This is a genomic window from Acinetobacter sp. WCHAc060042 (assembly GCF_003231195.1).
In the GTDB taxonomy this organism is placed as follows: domain Bacteria; phylum Pseudomonadota; class Gammaproteobacteria; order Pseudomonadales; family Moraxellaceae; genus Acinetobacter.
In genome coordinates this window covers 15,709-34,703 of sequence record NZ_QKVN01000037.1, presented here as the reverse complement: position 1 = coordinate 34,703, position 18,995 = coordinate 15,709, and the positions used below count along the sequence as shown (strand labels likewise).

23 protein-coding genes and 2 pseudogenes are annotated in these 18,995 nt (G+C 41.8%); all 25 read right to left on the bottom strand.

The annotated features are described in order from the left end of the window. A pseudogene (locus DPG01_RS14740) lies at nt 1–636 on the bottom strand (hypothetical protein); the annotation flags it as partial. Next, complete coding sequence (locus DPG01_RS14735; RefSeq protein ID WP_110975618.1) at nt 637–4,227, bottom strand: tape measure protein; 3,591 nt, start codon at nt 4,225–4,227, stop codon at nt 637–639. Between the two features lie 61 nt (nt 4,228–4,288). Then, on the bottom strand, nt 4,289–4,825 hold the full coding sequence (locus DPG01_RS14730; RefSeq protein WP_078191918.1) for a hypothetical protein: 537 nt from the start codon (nt 4,823–4,825) through the stop codon (nt 4,289–4,291). A gap of 79 nt (nt 4,826–4,904) precedes the next feature. Next, nucleotides 4,905–5,621 carry a hypothetical protein gene (locus tag DPG01_RS14725; RefSeq protein ID WP_110975617.1) on the bottom strand — a complete coding sequence of 239 codons (717 nt, stop codon included), beginning with the start codon at nt 5,619–5,621 and terminating at the stop codon, nt 4,905–4,907. Between the two features lie 170 nt (nt 5,622–5,791). Then, a complete protein-coding gene (locus tag DPG01_RS14720) occupies nt 5,792–6,229 on the bottom strand; it encodes a hypothetical protein (protein ID WP_110975616.1) in 438 nt (145 codons plus the stop codon). 10 nt (nt 6,230–6,239) lie between these two features. Continuing rightward, on the bottom strand, nt 6,240–6,557 hold the full coding sequence (locus DPG01_RS14715) for a hypothetical protein (RefSeq protein ID WP_110975615.1): 318 nt from the start codon (nt 6,555–6,557) through the stop codon (nt 6,240–6,242). 330 nt (nt 6,558–6,887) lie between these two features. Beyond that, on the bottom strand, nt 6,888–7,340 hold the full coding sequence (locus tag DPG01_RS14710) for a type II toxin-antitoxin system VapC family toxin (RefSeq protein WP_110975614.1): 453 nt from the start codon (nt 7,338–7,340) through the stop codon (nt 6,888–6,890). Then, the gene (locus DPG01_RS14705) at nt 7,337–8,053 is read right to left on the bottom strand and encodes a hypothetical protein (RefSeq protein ID WP_110975613.1); all 717 of its coding nucleotides are present in this window, start codon (nt 8,051–8,053) and stop codon (nt 7,337–7,339) included. Before DPG01_RS14705 ends, DPG01_RS14710 begins: the two co-directional genes overlap by 4 nt. Before the next feature lie 408 nt (nt 8,054–8,461). After that, a complete protein-coding gene (locus tag DPG01_RS14695; RefSeq protein WP_110975611.1) occupies nt 8,462–8,932 on the bottom strand; it encodes a hypothetical protein in 471 nt (156 codons plus the stop codon). 39 nt (nt 8,933–8,971) lie between these two features. Further along, a complete protein-coding gene (locus tag DPG01_RS14690; protein WP_110975610.1) occupies nt 8,972–9,907 on the bottom strand; it encodes a phage tail tube protein in 936 nt (311 codons plus the stop codon). A gap of 65 nt (nt 9,908–9,972) precedes the next feature. Next, complete coding sequence (locus DPG01_RS14685) at nt 9,973–10,386, bottom strand: phage tail terminator-like protein (RefSeq protein WP_110975609.1); 414 nt, start codon at nt 10,384–10,386, stop codon at nt 9,973–9,975. Continuing rightward, nucleotides 10,383–10,778 (bottom strand): hypothetical protein, encoded by a 396-nt coding sequence (locus DPG01_RS14680; protein ID WP_110975608.1) that lies wholly within the window; start codon nt 10,776–10,778, stop codon nt 10,383–10,385. The genes DPG01_RS14685 and DPG01_RS14680 overlap by 4 nt, the downstream gene beginning before the upstream one ends. After that, nucleotides 10,762–11,151, bottom strand: a complete 390-nt coding sequence (locus DPG01_RS14675) for a hypothetical protein (RefSeq protein WP_171327432.1) — start codon at nt 11,149–11,151, stop codon at nt 10,762–10,764. The genes DPG01_RS14680 and DPG01_RS14675 overlap by 17 nt, the downstream gene beginning before the upstream one ends. Then, nucleotides 11,148–11,525, bottom strand: a complete 378-nt coding sequence (locus DPG01_RS14670; protein WP_416346134.1) for a glutamate 5-kinase — start codon at nt 11,523–11,525, stop codon at nt 11,148–11,150. Before DPG01_RS14670 ends, DPG01_RS14675 begins: the two co-directional genes overlap by 4 nt. Then, nucleotides 11,525–11,902: a DnaT-like ssDNA-binding protein gene (locus DPG01_RS14665; protein WP_110975607.1), complete on the bottom strand. Its 378-nt coding sequence runs from the start codon at nt 11,900–11,902 to the stop codon at nt 11,525–11,527. The genes DPG01_RS14670 and DPG01_RS14665 overlap by 1 nt, the downstream gene beginning before the upstream one ends. 2 nt (nt 11,903–11,904) lie before the next feature. Continuing rightward, nucleotides 11,905–11,994: pseudogene (locus DPG01_RS18950) on the bottom strand (HeH/LEM domain-containing protein); the annotation flags it as partial. A gap of 30 nt (nt 11,995–12,024) precedes the next feature. After that, nucleotides 12,025–12,210 (bottom strand): hypothetical protein, encoded by a 186-nt coding sequence (locus DPG01_RS18945; protein WP_228157011.1) that lies wholly within the window; start codon nt 12,208–12,210, stop codon nt 12,025–12,027. A 10-nt stretch (nt 12,211–12,220) separates the two neighbouring features. Further along, nucleotides 12,221–13,210, bottom strand: coding sequence for a coat protein (locus DPG01_RS14655; protein WP_110975606.1), 990 nt, complete (start codon nt 13,208–13,210; stop codon nt 12,221–12,223). 17 nt (nt 13,211–13,227) lie between these two features. Continuing rightward, nucleotides 13,228–13,944 (bottom strand): hypothetical protein, encoded by a 717-nt coding sequence (locus DPG01_RS14650; RefSeq protein ID WP_110975605.1) that lies wholly within the window; start codon nt 13,942–13,944, stop codon nt 13,228–13,230. 101 nt (nt 13,945–14,045) lie between these two features. Beyond that, nucleotides 14,046–14,357 carry a hypothetical protein gene (locus DPG01_RS14645; protein ID WP_110975604.1) on the bottom strand — a complete coding sequence of 104 codons (312 nt, stop codon included), beginning with the start codon at nt 14,355–14,357 and terminating at the stop codon, nt 14,046–14,048. A 55-nt stretch (nt 14,358–14,412) separates the two neighbouring features. Beyond that, a complete protein-coding gene (locus tag DPG01_RS14640) occupies nt 14,413–14,655 on the bottom strand; it encodes a hypothetical protein (RefSeq protein WP_110975603.1) in 243 nt (80 codons plus the stop codon). Further along, complete coding sequence (locus tag DPG01_RS14635) at nt 14,652–15,773, bottom strand: minor capsid protein (RefSeq protein ID WP_110975602.1); 1,122 nt, start codon at nt 15,771–15,773, stop codon at nt 14,652–14,654. Before DPG01_RS14635 ends, DPG01_RS14640 begins: the two co-directional genes overlap by 4 nt. Next, nucleotides 15,739–17,184 (bottom strand): DUF4055 domain-containing protein, encoded by a 1,446-nt coding sequence (locus DPG01_RS14630; RefSeq protein ID WP_110975601.1) that lies wholly within the window; start codon nt 17,182–17,184, stop codon nt 15,739–15,741. Before DPG01_RS14630 ends, DPG01_RS14635 begins: the two co-directional genes overlap by 35 nt. Then, on the bottom strand, nt 17,185–18,471 hold the full coding sequence (locus tag DPG01_RS14625; protein ID WP_110975600.1) for a terminase large subunit domain-containing protein: 1,287 nt from the start codon (nt 18,469–18,471) through the stop codon (nt 17,185–17,187). It abuts the gene before it with no gap. Continuing rightward, complete coding sequence (locus DPG01_RS14620) at nt 18,431–18,952, bottom strand: DUF2280 domain-containing protein (protein WP_110975599.1); 522 nt, start codon at nt 18,950–18,952, stop codon at nt 18,431–18,433. Before DPG01_RS14620 ends, DPG01_RS14625 begins: the two co-directional genes overlap by 41 nt. Between the last annotated feature and the right edge of the window lie 43 nt (nt 18,953–18,995).

The following is an 18,995-nucleotide window of genomic DNA, read 5'->3' as shown; positions in this document are numbered from 1 at the left end:
AAGTACGGTGACATTTAATGCATCCCCCTCAAGCAATAAACGCTTGAAGTAAATGTCATGTCCCAGAAACTGTGCGGGGACTGGTGCTTGAAGATAAGGAGCATCCATCACCTGAAACTGAAGACTTGGTTGGCCATAAACTGCATTGATGGGTGCCGATACATCACCCAAAATAAAACCCACTCGAAGTGGGCGTATTGTGAAGCTCTGCAAAGCGATCGGCTCATAGAGTTTTAAACCATTGGCTAGTACCTCTTTGATTTCAACGACAGCTAGACCATCTTTATGCTTAAGCAATGCCAGGGAATCATTTCGGAAATCATAAATTGAAGTTGTACATTCAATAAAATCACCATCCACGCTACCAATACGTTGCCACTCTACATCAACAGGAATGGCCCACAGTTTACGTAAACCTCCCCATAACACATTGAAGTTCTGCGCCAAAGCCTGACGTGCCACCACATAATCAATATTCAAAACTTGAGATGCGGTTTCGCGTAAAGCTTTTCGTTTCTCAGTGCCATTATGTGAACTGTTGACGTAAGTTTGAAAACCTAGACTTTCAGACGATCCTACAAGCGTGCACTGGTCCAACAAAACCAATTCACCAAAAAGTGTAGTTTGGATTTTCATTTACACTCCCATTGCACGCTTAAACTCAGATGGACTTGCCTTGATGAGGTTTAAAATTAACTGCCCAGCAGCAGGCTTTCTAAAATAACCACCAACCAAATCGTCCTGTTCAATTTGATTGATAATCGTAAGACCCTGCATGCCATTTGATGAAGATTGCTGTGATTTAGCACTCGCCTGAGCCTGCCGTTCAGCTTGCACATCAGAATTTCGATTAATCGCATCCACGGTTCCCATGCCTACGCGGTAAGTGTCTTTAGATGTGACAAGGCCACCATCAGCACGCTGTATTGGAAGCTCACCAGTTCGGTTCATATACTCCATATTCGCAATACCAATCTTTTTAACAGAAGATGCTTTGGTAACAAACTCGTAGTCAGAAAGCTTAGCATTGATGGAATCACTCGTACTGGTTCCCGCCCCACGTACATGACCATCGCCTGTAAACAGACCACCAGTCGCATAGCCTTGCGGTTCCTTCAAGCCACTTAGCATTGATACGATCATTGCTCCCTGACCAATAGCACCAGCAATCATTGGAATATTTTGAGGGAAACCAATTTCTGAGGCTTTAGCAATATTTGTCACCAAAGATACAGCCGCTTGCGAAGCTGCAAATCCACGAGATATCGCATACATAACGCGATAACCTTTCGACTGCTCACCCCCCATCGACTTAAACATATCAGCCATTGAGCCTGTAATACTCTCACCATACGAAAGCTGAAGCTGCATCGCTGAAACTTGGTAAGAATCTTCAATTGCAGTCATTCTGTCGACATGAGCCTGATACGCCTGCTCCTTTAATGCATAGTTTTCACCAGCCATCGCCAACTCAGCATCAAACAGTGCTTGTGACTTATCCAGTCGATCAAATCTTTCTTTCTCAAGATTAAATTGATCTGTAGTGCCTGTCAGTTCTGCATTGATGCCTCCCCATTGCTGAACTGCAGTATTTAGGTTTGTTCGTTTTTCTTCGCCTTGTAATGCATTGGCAATTGCTAATTGACGATTACGTTCATCCAGATCTTGAACATTCAACATGATGCGTTGACGTTCTAGATCCCAATACTTTTCAGATTCTGCATTTGCATGCATTAGTCCCTGTTGCATCTGAAAAATCCGCTGCTCTTTGGCAAGTTTGATTAGGCCGAGTTCGTGTTGGTATTGATTTTCGAGCGCATTAATGGCGATCTCTTTATTTTTCTCGGTTATTTCCGAATTTTGATGAAGTTGTAAGTTTTTTATATCGTAAGAGTATTTAAGCTTTTGCTCTTCACTCATTTGAAATTCATTAATTTCAAATTGTAGCTGAGATAAATAAATTTGCTTTTCATAATATGCGCGCTTATTTGCTGCCTCCAAGAATGGTTCCGGATTGGCAAAATTCGCCTTACGAATTTCATTTATTTCTTTGGATAGACTTAATTCAATCTGCTTCTCTCTATCAGCATAAGCATAAATGTATTGCTCTCTTAGATTGCGTTGCTCTTCATCTGCGCGATCCGCTTCTTTAGCATCTTTCTTTTGCTGTGATAAAGCTGCTCTCGATGCCTTAGATGATCCTCTTTTAGCATTGGCAATTGCATCCTCTGAGGCTTGCAGTTTCTTATTTGCCGCGATATTCATATCAATAATTTGAATATCTTTTGCTGAAACCTTCCCTCCATTTTCAAAGGCTGCTTGTGATGCCATTTTTGCACGCTCAATCTCCCATCCCTTGGCGATTAGCTTGTTGGTCATAATGGTTTGTGCAGCACCTTTCTGTAGATTTGAAATGTACTTAGACTGTGCGTCTGCCGCGGCATTTGCTGCATCAGCATTGTTATACATTGCATTGGTATTATCGTTTACTTTGCCAACGGCATTAGATGCAGCATTACCAGATAAAGTTACTTGCTGACCTAGAGTTTTTTGAGCATCTGCATTTTGCTGTGCTTTAACTCTAGCCTCCTCGTAACTCTTAATTAAATCCAAACCTTGGGATTTTTGCTCAGGTGTTAATAGTTTTAGTTTGTTCAATCTCTCGATAGCATCAGCTTGTGACATCAATCCTTTGTGCACCTGATCTGAGATTTCACGGACCTCTTTATTGCCAGCATTCGCGTTTTTAACTGTGCGAATAAAGCCATTAAACGACAAGTTCAACTTATTCAATTTGTCGTTCTGGTCTTCAAATGATGCCGCCAAATCATCTTTAGCAACATCAAGCTGAACACCTTTTAGAGCTAAAAGTTCTTCTTTGGTCTTCTCAGCTACCTTGCCTTGTTCTTCAAGTTTTGCATTTGCTTCTGCTGTGCGTTTTTGAAGATACATGTATCCTGCAGTTAATGCAGCCACACCGATTGTGATTGCACCAATTGGGCCGCCAACCAAACCAAGCAACATAGCTCCGCGTGAACGGCTAGCATTTAGTGCATTTTCAGCAGCAGTTTGAGTGACTACGGCTGCTGTGCTCTGCTTAATGGCGATGTTGTGTGCAATTTCAGCTTGAGTCAATCGCATGGTTGCCGCTGCACGTGCTTGGCGCGTTGTGGCGCTATTAAGCTCCTGACGAGCTAGATTGATCTCAGTAAGTGCTAATGCTGCTACTTGACGAGTACGTTGCACCTCCACCGCAGCCAATTGAATCTGAGATTGCAGGGCTGCTGTATCTGCTGCGCGACGCTCCAGAGTAGCAGAGATTGTTCCGCGAATAGCCACAGTTTGAGCAAGAATGGTTTTGGTTAGCAATGCTGCACCACCAACCATTGCAACACCAGCAATAGCATCAAGGTTATTCGCCAATACTTGAATGCCGCTAGCTAACGTGGTTGCAGCACCCGAAGCTTTACCAGCTTCACCTGTAAATTTAGTGACTTCATTGCTTAGCAGCTGAAGCGACTGACCTATTGTCACATCGGTTTTTGCAAATAATTCATCTACTGATTCTTTTGATTTTGCTAAGGCATCAACAAGAACTTCACCAGTAATTTTACCTTCAGCAGCCACAGAGCGGAGTTGCCCGACTGTAATACCCATACCCTGAGCAATTGCTTTGGCTAAAGCTGGCGTTTGTTCAAGAATCGAGTTGAGCTCTTCACCACGCAATGTACCAGAGGCCAACGCTTGACCAAATTGGGTTAATGCTGCTTCAGCTACTTGAGTGCTTGCACCTGAAATTGCAACAGCTTTCGAAACTGTTTCTGTTAATTCGGCTGTTTTAGCCATATCAATTTTTAGTGTTTTCGCATTATCACTAAAGCGCTGATAAACCTGAATCACAGAATCCCATGATTGGTAGGACTTTTGAGCAATAACGAAAGTATCACTCATTGCTAGATTTAATTGCTCTTGTGACTCTGTAACTAGTTTCAACCTATTTTGCATGCCAGTATAGGCATCCATTTTTGCTACTGCCGCACCAACAGTTAGTAGTCCTGCCATGTGCCCAGCAAGTTGACGGGTAGCTACAGACACACTATCCATAGAGCGCGACGCGTGTGTACCGTTTCTATCAATATTTTCAAGCTCTCTACCAATGGCTTGTGCGTTGCGTAAAGCATTGCGGGAGTCAATCTCAATCACTAAACGGCTTAGTTGTGTGGTCATTTTGCTTTCCTGCAGGCAATAAAAAACCCCGCATAAAGCGAGGTTGGTTTGATTGTATTGACTAGAGCTTTTTGTACTCTTCTAGCATTTCATTGTATTTTTCAGTAAATCCAGTTAAGTCGGTTTCACCATCTTGATTATATTCATAAGGCCATTCTTTATATCGTGTGTAAGCAACTTTCCCTTTTTTCATTTGCTCAATAACTTTTTGCGGGGTGTTGCTCGATCCCTCATAGCCATAAATTGGAGCATTGTTATCAATTTTTATGGCGCTCTGAGTGCGTGGAAAGTGATTTCGACCAATATAAACACTATGTCGCCCACCATGTATTCCCACTAATAGTGCATTATATGGCTTACTTAACGTACAAGATTTAGTACCGCTAAACCTATCTTTTGTGCAATTTAAATTCCAGTCTTCAGGTTTTGGTTTTGTTGTGTATGTATTCTTATCCACAACAAAGTTTCTATATTCTGCATCAGGGTTTTCCATTGAACTTAAGATGGAATTTCCATCCCGGTCTTTTAGTGTGTAAAGGTCGTTAGCAAATGCGCTAGAGCCGCCCAGACTTAATAGCAATATAACAACCGATTTCATACCCACCCCAAATTTATAATTTAGAACAAGATACTAATTTTTCGGGCAAAAAGAAACCGCCACTTGGGCGGTTCTACTTTTAGAAGTTATATCGAATGCCGGCTTTGTAGGTAACGCCGTCAAAGTCACCGATGTAGCTTGATGAGTAATCATAATCAATGCCGCCATGCCAAGAACACGTACCTGATCCTGTGCTATCACTCCACGTTCCATCATTACAACGTGTTTCACCATCTTCTGAGATATCCCAAGACCATTTATATCCAACACCACCATAAACAGAAAGATTTGGCATAGGTGTATACCCCAACTCCAAACCAACTGGTAGTGTCCAATAAGTTGAGTTATCAAAGCCGTCAGCCTCTAAGATACTTACCCCTGTACCCACGGTTGCTAACGCATAAAAACCATTGGCATTAATGAGGTTTAAGTGGCCACCGAATGAAAATTCATATGCACTGCCATCGTAATTATCACTCTGTTGATATTCAAACTTACCCCAATAACCATTTCGGTGTGGAGTTGATGAAATCCCGATACCAAAACCCTTTAGATCTTCATCAATATCATTTGCAAATTTGCCTTTCTGAGCTGAATACTCAAGCATTAACGAAGCATTAAGCGCTGTCTCGTTTTTATATCTTGTTGGTTGCAATGGTGTGTATTGTGTTTCCGCTACAGTGGTTTCGTAGCTGCTCATTGGTTCGGGTGTGCCTTGTTGAATCAACAAAGGCTTATCTGCCAAAGCCAAGGATGAAATTAAAGATAAAGTACCGATTACTAATAATTTTTTCATATTACCCCCTAAATAAAGGTGATAAATTACTCAATTATTTGAAAAAAGTATATACAACTAAAAGAAAAACCACTCCGAAGAGTGGTTATAATATTGTGAAGAGCAGTGCTTAGAGTGTTATTTTATCAGCTAAGAATCCAAATATTATTTTTTTAAAAGAGAAATACAATTTAATCCTCCAAGTTTAACTCGGGTGATGAATATTTTATGGAGTAATATTTTAATGCTTTAGCGATTCTTCGATCATTCGCTCCACAATTATAGTTAACAGATCCCGATGGTTTAGCTTGTTTCCAATTTCCATAGTAATCAGCATTAAAATTTTTGACACACGCTCCATTGCTACAGTTTAATAACAGAATAGGAGATCCATACTCACTAACATCCCCGTCATATTTTAAATCATCCAGATCAAACTCTTCATATTTCTCCATCACCCCGCCATAGTTATAGTAAATATTAAAAAAACTATCACTCCTTCGAACTTCCGATATATATGAGCATGATTTAAATGATGATTCCAAAAAGCTCAACACCTCTTCTCTTGTGGCTGAAAAGGCTGATGTGCTCACTGTTATTAATAGCACCATTAAAGAAATAACCCTCATAATTACCTCCTTAACGAACAGCAGTATTCTTACTGCCCACATTTTGACTATTTTCTTTTGAAAGATTAACCTCTGGAGGCCTTACTTTGAGAGTTTTTTGTTTATTGAATTTTTCATTATGTTTTTTTCGATTCTCTTCACAAGTACTTCTTTGTTTTAACCCTCTTATCCCGCAATCACTTGCAGTACCTCCAGCGTTTTCACAAACACGAATAAGCTGAGCTGCATTATCACTACACCGAGCTTTTTGCTCTAGAGTAATTTCAGCATTACTCTTAGTTGTGAAAAAAATTACGAACGCAAAACAAAAGATCTTTATATTTGACATATTCAATCCTTAATTTATGGCAGCTCATACTAATGAACACCTAGCTAAGGTTTTATGCAATAAATAAAATGAATTGTTGCAATTTTTACTTTATAAATACATATCACTGTTAGTACTATTAATTTCTTATTGTGTACATGGCTCTCAAAAATTGACTTAAGCTAAAATTAATCAACAAAAGGACTAGTATTACAAGTTGAGTGTCTCGATATGGTGCTCAAACATGAGAATCAAGATCTGTAATTTTGCACACTTCCTAAAATATTAGGAGCATAAAAAAAGCACCCTAGGGTGCTTTTCTTTTGGCATTAAAAAACCACCAAAGGGTGGTTAGCTTTCACCAAACAAATCATCTTTGATATATAGGTCTGCAACTGTCTTAATCCCTATTTTTAACTTTAATCTTTCAATATATTTATTAAAGTCACCATCTTTAGTCAAAATAAATAAAGAGTGATTAGCCAAGGCTATGCCCAATATCTGCAAATCAACCTTTACCTTTTGCTTACCTATATCTAATTTATTTTTATTATAGCGCTCACCTAGTTGAGCTGTTAAATATGCGGCCTTCTCGTCAAAGCTAATTACTCTAGCTTGCCTTTTAAACTTCTGGAAAAAAGAAAAGCGTTCTGCATAATCATGAGCCAAAAATTCACACATAGCTGGTGCAGGAATAAGAGTTTCCTCAACCTTATATAAGTGACAGAACTGCTTAAAACCATAAGCAAAAGCCTTATCATTTAAAAGAGCGACAAGTATATTGGCATCAATCGTTATTATCATGACAAGCGTTCATCTTCCAAAACTCTATATGGGTCATCCAAATCTTGCCACCCACTTCTTCCATAACCAACAAAATCATCCACCCAACTATCTACAGTATCATTTTCTAATATTTCAAAGCTCTCAACTTTAAAATCTTCTAGATATAGCTGGAAATCCCCAGAATCAGAGTATGTGGCAACTCCGTTAAATTCAATTATTCTCTCCGAGGCAAGATAGTTTCTTAAAACCTCAACCATGTTTTGCGTAACCTTGGTATTAACCTTAAATCCATTAAGAAAATTAATCCCAAGATAATAAGAATCCTTGCCAGAAGAAATCTTATAAATCCTGCCTCTTAAGCTTTCATTTTGCTTAAACTTGTTTGGGGTGATAACCGTTTCAATACTTCTTAAAATTTTCATCTGCTTCGGGCTCTCACCCTCACGATGTACCCCGATTTGAGCATTACCCCAATCCAGATGCTTACTCAAATATTGATCTAAATCACCACCATCTGATTGCAAAACTTGATCTATAGCGACTTTATATTCTTCAGCATCTAGTGGCGGACTACCAACATAAATAGATCCTTCCTGTAGATAACCGAAATTATCCTTAGATCCTTTTAGCAAATTAGCGAACTGCTTAAATAGCTCTGCCATTTCGCCAAACTTTAAATCGGTCGGTTTTTTATCTGGCAAGCGGAGTGCAATGACAAGCTTATCTGACATAACCACCTCCCTTTAAGTTGCCTATAAAAATTATCACTATTGCTATATTAGCATTCGCTGTAATTTAACATCTTTGCATTTTTGTTCAATGGCTTAAAAAAAATAAACGTCACTAAATGTCGTAGAACAAGAAATCAACTCACGCCGATTTCTCCCTCACCCTATCCAAAAACAAATTATCCAAAGCAAAGACACACTCAACAAAGATATGCAGCTCACAAGGTGCTTCATACAATTCAAGATACGCATTGATATGACTGCCATCTAGCGGCATAGTCACAGGATGATATGAGCGTCCCCGTGCAATCACATTGAATGCACTCAAAATAGCGTGAGCTATATAACTAAACTCAGGCGCATCATCTAGCTTGCGCCCTTGCTTTTCGCGGATCTTCTTCTGAAAGTCGGTTAGTCCACCGTCTCCTGCGTGCCATTGGTAGAGCTTTGTGACTTTCCCAAAGTGTCAGATTTCACTTGATCCGCTTCTAATTGGATCTTTTCAGCATGCGCTTTTACAAAGGCCCAAATTGCCACACCTATATCACCCATATTTAACAATTTAGTGGCGTTTTCAGGTGTACAAGGCTGCTCAGTTTCTTTGCCATTTTCACGGAAAGATACACCATCCCAGTCTTCAATAAGGTGGCAAGCAGCAGCTTCAAGTAATAATTCATGATAAAGCTTATCTTCACCACTGGCCGTAGATACTACATAACCTTTTGATGCGACCTGATTTTGTGCTCGCTCTAAAGCAACACGATAGGGTTTATAAGATTCACCACGAATCTTAAAGCGAGCCAATACGTTACCTTCAGCATCTTTGTATTCTTTCCAAAGAGATGTTTCTTTGCTTTTTTCAATTTCTACAACTAAGGTCATTTTCTTTTTCCAAAAATATAGCCCCTTTCGGGGCCTTAATTATGCTGTTGTGCGTGTAATTGTTGGTGCTTCTTTCACATGGCGGAATTCCATCGCCATAGTGTGATCATCATTCTTATTGGTATCTGAAAGCCCGTCATTATCAAGCTCCAGCTTCGTGAAATTGAAACCGTAGGCATTACCTTTTGAATCCTCCATGCCAATTTCAGCTGTCATAGTTTCACGTGATTCAACGTAAGGAATCCATTCTTTTGATGTGGTTGTAAGTGCCAAAGTCACATTTAGAGTAATGGTGACATTACCTTCTGTATAGCGGTTTGGAATCAAGCTGCCGTTTCCTAAACATGGTTTAGCAGTCAGATTGTTATTGATGGTGATAGTGAAGGACTCGGCACATGCTGTACCTACTGTTGACACACCACTAATTTTAAACTCATTCACGTTGATTGATGACATGAATGGAGTATCTGTAGCTGCAACAGGATTTACTACTGGTGTTGCAGTTGGATTGCTATAGCCGGTTGCACTAATTGAAGCTGTGCCTGTGATTTTCCCTTCTGTATCGCCTTGAATGGTTAGCTCACCAATTCGACAACCAGTGAAAACTTGGATAAAGCCGACTTTTTTGTCATGCTTAACAATTGTGTATGTTGGTAGTGTGTCACCACCAATTTCCAAAGTTGAAACACTTGGTGTGCCTGAATCAACAAATAAATTACCAGCAACACCTTCAAAAAACATATCTTGGCTTAAGGCTGATAATTCAAATTCAATGCTACCCGTTGCTTCGGCTGAACTTGCCACAGAACCTTGTTCAAAACGTGAATCAACAATCTCATCTGATTGTGTCATTGATACCGTCTTTTTGAGTGAGTCTGAATTTCGACGCAACGTATGCCACACTGGCACCGCAGGCAAAGTATTAGGTGTTTCTTCTTTCGCAATGTGGATTACCACATCAGTGCCCTTTGACATAGTTGTCTCCTGAATTTAGGCATAAAAAAACCGCCCTAAAAGGACGGCTAAATGAGAATTTGGATTTAGTTCACGATATATGACACATTCACGTTGTACTGGTAATAGAGTTCACCATAACTGCTTACATCAATAATAGAAGCTTCACGCAACTCCAAATCATCTTTTTTATGAAACTGCATATGCTCAGCCCACTTGTCGGCCATCTGTGATATTGAATCTGCGCCAGTATTTAGCGGTGCAAACAATTGGATATAAATAATACCTGTAGTTCGCGTATTTGGTTTAGATCCGATTTCCGCAATAAAGCTCCCCGCATTTTTAACGGTGACCTTGGCCCATATCTCATTTGCTGGCGGCTCAAAAGGTTTGCCACCAACAAGCGGATTATTTGCCAGTTGAATGTTTGGTTTAGGCATTCCAGTGAATGTACCTACACGTGCCAAAATAGCCCGCAAGGCTTGAGTATTTGTCATCATTTGTATTTCTCACAAACATGCTGAAACGTTAATGCATAAACTCCGTGTGGCGCCTGATGCTGGCTGTGGCCATTCTCTAATGCAACCGCATATGGGAGATTATTCTGGATATACACACGCGAACCTAAATGGGCCTTTAGTATCTCTTTTGCACCCTCATTAAAAGTTTCTTGATCTAAGCTACCCTTAGGTGATTTATTTCCAGTTCCTTCGACTGTTTCACTGGTTGTAGTATCCACTGTGACACGGTGGTTAGAACGAAATGTACCGTCCATAACTGGGCTGCTAGTGATTACCCCTTGCAACATCTCAGCACTAATTTTTCTTAGGTGTTTATCACCATCGGCAAGCATTTGAGCAGCAAAATCACTCGGTTTATTTTTCCACCCCATCAGTTTCACTCTCCTGAAACATTGAAAATAGATCCTGAGCAATCCGCTGTATTGAATAGGCTTCAAATTCAGTGCTGGGCTTTTTCTCGCCCATGAGCTTTCTAACTCGCTGCCAAATATGAACAGCCTCATGCAGTAAGAGCCCATGCACCTCAATCAGTGTTCTTTCACTGCAATCACCCAACTGAACAATGCAGTGTTTGCCACCGTCGTAATAATCAACCTGAGCGCCTGCACCTAAATGCATAAACTCTTGTGTGTCAGTCACATCATCAAACAGCAGGTCGAATTGATCTTGATTGCGGACTAAAGTGTATTTTGAGTGTTCAAAGGGTGAGATATGCCATTCGGGTACATAGTTGTTGCTGATCATGCGCCCACCTTTCTAAGTTGACAGGTCCAGATACTTGATGTCGGGTCTTGGCTAATATTTTTAACCTCAAAACCACCATCATCGAACTGCCAGACATCTCCTATTTGCGGAATGCCTGTAAGTTCGTTTTGAAGGACGATAGCCTTTGCATCAGTAGTTTGGTAGTCGATAGGCTTTACCATGTCTCGAAGGTAATTCCCTCGCACACCACGCCCTGAATATGATTCACTACCTACAACTGGATAAGTCTGCGTTTCAAAATCAAACTCGCCTGAGTAAATTGGCTTTTCACAGGTGAAGGTATCGACAGCATCGGCTAGATCAGCACTAAATGCCGCAGCCACTTCGGCCTGAATATCATCTTTAATACCCATTACTTCACCACAAATGTATTAATTGCAAAGCCTTTGTTTAAATACGGTGCAAGTAGGTCTTCGATGAATAACATCGTTGAGCTTTTGCCCTGCTCCATGCCTGCCACATATTCCTTTTGAACTTCTACTGTGTCCGCTTTGACGCGCTTGGATTTCACCACACCATCAGCCTGCGTGACATAGAGCTCGCCTTTAGCGGCCAACTGTGCAGCATAAGCCCCTGCAAGTAATACATCTTCGGGGATTACTTCAAATTGACGCAAACGCTTGGCACGAAGCCAAGCATTCGCTTGAGTAACTGCGAGATTAGCGTCACCCAATCCAGCCCAATCTGGGCCAAGGCTTTGAGTGACTGAATCGATAGTGACGTAATTCATAGTTATTCCTGTTCTAATAGAGCGACTAAATCAGCCTTTTTTGCATCAGCAGGAATCTCAATTCCTTTTGCTACAAGCTGCTCTTTGAGTTTTTCAACCGTTAGAGCATTGAAGTCAGTTGATTAGGTGCCATCACCAGCGCCTTCAGTGCCACCGCCATTTTTACCAGCATCATCATCTTTAGGCGGTGTGCTTGAACCTGCAGATGATCCAGATGCTTTGCCTGATGCCTTTTTAGGTTGCTGAACTTTAAATCCAGCAACTACATCTTCCCAGCGGGTTTTCTTTTCGCCTTTACCAATAGCCATGTTTAGCTCCTTACTTGGTTAGAATGAATGCCAATGGAATGGCTTTGCGGTCATAGACACGCTGCCAGTTTGCAGCCAGAGCAAGGTCAGCCCATGATGCAGAGACTGCTGGATCTTCCGTGCCATTACCTGTGATGGTTGCGCTAGTGAAGCTGTAGCCAAGCGGATGGATGAATGTCTTACGACGAGACCAAATTGTTTCTACACCACCACCGTTTGCTTCTTCGTCTTTATAAGAAACAGTTTGAGCATTGTCTGGCTGACCAAAGCCATAACCAATCGCACCAGCACCCAGCAAGATTGAAAGATACTGGCCTGAAATCATCGGCATACCGTCATCTTTAATGAGACGCTTGCCTTGGTAGGTAGCAATCTGAGTTTTGGCATCTGAATGCTCAACAAACTCGATCAGGTTTTGCTTTTGAAGATCAGCATACTTTTTAGAGTGAACCACCAGAGCGCCTAAGCCCTCATCGCTATCACCCATAGTCGCACCAGCATCAATAATGATGTCAGCATCCAAGGTGCCAACTGCATCTGATACCACCATGTCGCTTGCATGATTGGCTACGTTGTCGGCATACACACCCAAAACGGATGCAATTAGACGACGTTGAACCTGACGTTGCCAGTAACGGTTTAATTTGCGGCCCACTGCAGCAAGTGGATCTTGTGCAGTTAATTCCTTCACAAGGTTTGCAGCCGCCCAGCCTTCGTTCAGGTGAGCAATACGAGCTTTCATCACACCAGTGTTCAGCGACAATGGAACGCCTTTATCAGCCGGGTTGTCGTTGCTGTAGTTTGGTTCGATAGATGCATCCAGATCATTCCAGTACGGAACTTCTTGAATTGCAGTACGAGCATTCAACAATTCACTGAATTCGTTATTAGTGACCAATACACCAGAATCAGCAAATGCAGTTTTTTCAAGGGAATCGCGATCAATGTAGCTTGCCAAAAGGTCACGGTTATAAATATCTGTAAGGCGAACTGATGCCATAAGATTAATACTCCAAATTATTTATTAAATTCGCCATTGTCTAAAGCAGCCTTAAACCCTGATGGGTCACGCAATTGCCACTCTTGACGCTCGGCGGTTGTCATTTCATGTGGTTTTTTAGTAGCACCGCCACCTTGACCACCAGAAGCCCCACTTCCTGATGCGTTTGACGCACGAATCAAAGGCTTGAATGCCTCATTCGCACGAAATTCTTTTTCTAAATCTTCAATGCTCAATGCGCTTGGTTTGCCCTGCAAATCAAGAACACGGATTTTGATTTCACCATCTACAGTTTCAACCTGTAGACGATTGCTAATATGTGGAAGTAAAACTGAATCACTGCCTGGTACAGCGAGTTTTGCTGCCAGTTCAGTTGCCTTACTTCCTACTGTTAATTTGTAGACCTGTGCTTCAAGTGCCTGCTTTTCGTTTAACAGTTCGGTTTCGCGTGCTGTGAATTTTTCACCCCATGACTTTTCCAAGGCTTCGATATTGCCGTTCTTACGGGCATTTTCTTCAGCTTCTTTGCGGGCCTGTTCTTCCGCTTCTTTACGCTTTTGCTGTTCCGCTTTCTTTTCAGCAAGCAGCTCATCAACCTTTTTGCGTAGGCCATCATCATTTTGTGGCTGCGGAATACCTTCGATTTTCAGGACGTATTTACCGTCCTTTTCTTCATAAAAAGCTTTCTGTGATTCTTCTAAGCCCTCTAGGCTATCGAGTTCATATTCAAACATGCTGCTCTCCGAGCGATTGTGCAGTCACAAACTGCGGGCATAAAAAAAGACCCGTTTGGGTCTAGGTTTGGATTTGGTTATTTTGTTGATTGGTGAACGATTTACTGGTCATTCATGGCATTTAAAATTCTATAAGCCCATCGACCCTTATAGGTGCATGCATTAAATCCATCTTCACCTTTAACAACGACCTTCGCAATAAAACCATCTTTTACCAAGGTATCTCTTGATGATTTACTCGGCACATCACCGTCATATAAGGGGCCATGATTGAATGCTGCCTTAATAGTTTCTCGCTCTCCACTGGACATTTCCTGAACTCTAGCAATTAATTCGATATTCGCTTTAATTTCTTCTGCTGAATCAAGAGAAAGGTCGCTATGAATAGCACTTAATAATTTTTTGATACTCATTTTTTCGTCCAAGCCTTCAAAATTAAGTCATAAATGATTTGTTGTTCGGGTGTTGTCATGATTGCTCCCGTAACATAAACTCAACCTTGCCTTTAATAATCTCAGTCAAGATTTCATCTCTTTTCTTATTTAAAGCAAAACTACCATCTGCATTTTGTTTGTGCTTTTCGATATAACCTTGCTCTTGGTCAGCCACAATCACATGATTATGCTGAATACCATCCACCAGAATACGCACACCCTGAAACTTGCGCTGAAGCTCAGGATCAGCAGTTAGATCATCAACAGTTACTCTCACAATCCCAACTCCTTAAACGTCTTAGCATCCAACGCCTTTAACTCATCCAGCGTGTACATAGCACCTTGCGGATCAACAAACTTATCAATGCTGTACTTGCCTTCTTTGTAGAGCTTGTAGCGCGATGGGCCGAGCCATTCCTTCTGAAAAGACTCATCGGTCTGGTCGAAAAACTTCTTAAACGATGTATTGGCATCCAACTGGCCAATCAGGTCTTTACGCTCATCCTTTGGAATATCTTTAACCTTGCGCTCATCCATCACAAAAGGACGTTTGCCGGCAATATCGCCATCTTCATCACAGCCAACCAGTACAGACCTGCAGTTATAATGAAGTGGTGGTTTTGGATAGGCCTTATTAATGTCGTACACATTGGCATCCAGTGAGGCGCATTGCTTGGAGGTGCGACCATCCAATGTGCTGACAAATTTCACATGAGTAAAACCTAGAGCTTCCCATGTATCACCATAAGCAACATTCGCCACATGGCTTCGTGCAGTTCTGACCGTGCGCTCAATCTCCACCTTGGTCGCATCCCAGATACCACCAACATAGGCGTACTGATTGCCTACCTTGGTTCGCTTGCCACGAATGCGGGTAATGATTTCCTGATTCGTCTGGCCCTGATTGATACCATCACGAATAGCATACTCAACCTGCTTTCGAGCTTTATCCAATACAAAGCCAAACATTTCATTAATGAGCTGACCGCCTGCCAATGGAGTAGACTTTGCTTTTTTATAAAGCTGTTCACCACTGACCGAAGCTGCTGCACCTGTCATCAACTGGCTGACATAAGATGCTTCATACACCGCCATGCTCACCGCTGACTGGTGAAAGGTTTCCGGCACCTCGACTGAAATCTCTTTAAATCGGTCGTTCAGTAAGGTGCGAATCTCTTTCAATTGATCAGTAGTGTATTGACCACTTGCCAATGCGATTCTTTCAGCGTCAGACAGGTTTTCAAGCAATTCCCTTAGCTCTGACACCATCTTATTAGACAGACCATAGAATCGGCTTAAAACTTCATTTACAGCTTGGGTTGATGCTCGATAGCTATAAGCTGAATGTTGACTTAAAGCGTTAAGTATTGCTCGCTGTGCTATTTGGTCGTTCATAGTTCATACCTGGTAAAGCACTGGCCGTTTCAGCTTCGATCCGCTGTTCTTCTTCCTCAAAATCAATCTCAGGGACTTTACCAGTCGTGCGGATTGTGTGGAAAGTTTCACGGCTCAATTTACCTTGCTGCACCAGCTCGTTATAGAACTTCAGTGAATCCAGCGAAAGCTTACCTTTTGCGAAGTCTTGCTTAATTGTGAACTTGGCTTTATCACCAGAACCGAAGTACTTGGCACACCAGCGTAAAACCACTTCAGAGGCTTCGTTGAGGTTCGCCACACATAAAGACAGGACAGAGTATTTTGCCATGGACTCATTGTTGGATTCGGTTGCAGTTTTCACCACCTGATTTTCCTCAAGCAGTTTTGCACCCAAAGCCTTCATGTGCTTCTCTTTGGCTTCCATTGCCTCTTTGGCAATCATCTGTTCCTCTGCCTGAGCAAAGGTGAATGTCGCCCCCGTTGGAAGCATCAAAGGAGTTGTAGAGCCTAGCATTACACCGTTCTCTTGCAGCCAGTCGCGCCACTCGGTATCAAGACCAGTCATCACTGGTTGAATCTGGCCACAGAGGAACACACTGTTCTCATACTCAGCTGAGTTGTGATAATGCGCGATATTCATCAATGCCAGTGACTCAAGCGGGATATTGTCGATTTCCCAATCATTGGCCACCGAGCCAAGCGGGATAAACGGAATCTCATTCCACTTGGCGCCATTTGCATCAGTCGGATAATACGGCTCACTATCCGCCTGCAAGGTTCCAGTGCGATCAGAATAAATCTGAACACAATATTCACCGTTCTGGTCCAGTCGCAATACCCGATAAAGCTGAATTTCTTTTAGGCTGAACTCATCGTTCGGATCCACGATAGAATCCTTCTCAGCAAGAACCACTAAAGCTGTTTTGAAGTGGGCACCAACCTTACGCACACCCCAATTGATAATGCTCAAGGTTTTGTAGTGCACCACAGTCGGCAGAATACCTAAGCGCTCCACCTCAGCTACTGAAGTCGCACCATCTGTCTGCGGATAATCCACAAACAAGCCACCACGGCCAGCATCAAGCAATCCACCTAAAGCACTTTGCATCAAGTGGTAGTAAGACTTGCCAGTACCATCGGCATTGTATTTCAGGAACTCCATACCATCAGGGTCGAAGTTCGGATCTTCTGAAAAGGCAATACCGATCAATTCCTGTTTGGTATCCTTAGTGATTTCATACAGCACAGCACGATCACGATAAGCCTGATTGCGTAAATCATTCTCACGCTGATCTTTGCTCACATTGATTTCAGGCAGATATAAAGCACCTGCCTTTTTCACTGCATTTGCACCATCACATAGATCGTGAACGACCTTCCAGCGGCCTTCAAATTCAGCATATTTAGGATGTTTTGAATTGACTGCCATTTAGTACACCGTTTTAAGTGATAGTGTTTTCGCAAAGGGTTTAATGATTGGGAATCTCTTAACCAAGGGGTATGTGCCAGCATCACCTACATGGTCCAGACCTGATTTTTTATCAGGCATACCGAAATCATCATAAATTTGCTGTTCTAGGGTTTCAGTGAATCGAGGGCACTTATTGGTATTCACAAGCAATGTGCGCTCCCCTTCACCATTTAAAATCAGTGCATTTGTCGCGTTAATTCGATCTTTGATTGCAGGGTTGGTTGTATTTACTTCAACCTTAAGACCATGCTCACGCAATATCTGATGATCTGATTCACTACTGTTTTTTGAAGACTTGGCTTGTCCAGCGGCATCAGGAATTACAATGATTTGATGTCCCGCAAATCTTTCATTAATTAGTCTGGCCATGGTTGGTGTATCACGGACATTAACCAGCTCATCTAATGCCCTTGGCTTTCCATCGCGAATTACATAAACCACAGCAGCCATCTTCAGCACGTTAAAGTCCATGCCGATAATTAGATTTTCATTTGGCTTAATTTCTTCATCTGTGTGATTTAAAGCTCGATCAAAATCAGGATATACAGCGCCACTGGTTAGGTTGACGAACTGGCCCTTCAGGTATGCTGAGATTAGCTGTGCTGGATATGATTCAAACAATGACGAAATATAGTCATCAGGTAGGTTCATCTCATTATCATAAGTCGAAGCCTGAATCATTCCATACAGTGCACGCTTTGCAGGTGTTGAATTCGCTTCTTTTACAAACTGCTCATAAGTAAACTTAAAACCCTCTGGTGTTGTAGCAACATCAATGCCGTTTACCAATCCAGCCTGTTTGTAACGCATACGAGCAATGATTTTTCGCCAAGCCTGCTGTGCTTTAACAGTCGGCATAACATCCAACTCATCAATCAGGGCATGGCCAATCTTAAAACCTACGATTGTTTGAGGCTTTTCCATAGATCGGCAAATAATCGTGCTTCGATACTGCCGTCCATAATAAATATCGACCTCTTTATTTGATTCGTAAATCTTGGTCTTTAATCCCCAATCAAATGCTACCTCATCAATGGTCGGAAAGAAGATGTCTCGAATCTGCGGATAAGTAGGCGCAAAGTAGCCAAGCGGAACTTTAGGGAATTCCCAAGACTTATCACAAAGACTTGAACATCCTACCCATGTTTTACCACTGCCAAATCCAGCCACAAACGCACGGAACTTATTTTTGAGTTGTAGAAACTCAGCCTGAGGTACATTCAGGGTCGGGTTGATGTTCGGCATTTGACTTACTCGCATTTACAACTTGGATTGTGACCTTCACTGGAGTTGGGTCATCACCTGCACCATCTTCACCATCACGAATACGCTGGATTTCTAATTTCTTAAGTTCAATATCTAGAAGTTGAACATCATGACCTTGCATCTCATCTTTAATCTGCTTGATGAGGTTTTGTTTCATGACCTTGTTCTTATCCCATTGCTCATACATTCGCTGAAGCTCTCTAAGCCGTACTGCTTTATTGGCTAGAGGAATGTCATAGATATTGGTTCTGAATTCTTCTCTTGTTGCATGAAACAACTTGGTTAAATTCTTGCTGAGATTCTTACCTGTTGGCTTTGTTGGGTCGTATGCGGCTACCTGCTGCCGCCCAACTTCTATCTTAAATTCTTGTTTTACAGCGTCTGCTACCTGTTGAGGGGTTTCAAAGCAAGCAAGAGACTGAACTATAAATATTTTTACAGGCTCTTTAAGTGCCGCCATACCTACCTCTTTGTAAAACGACGTAAAACAAAGCAGGCAAAAA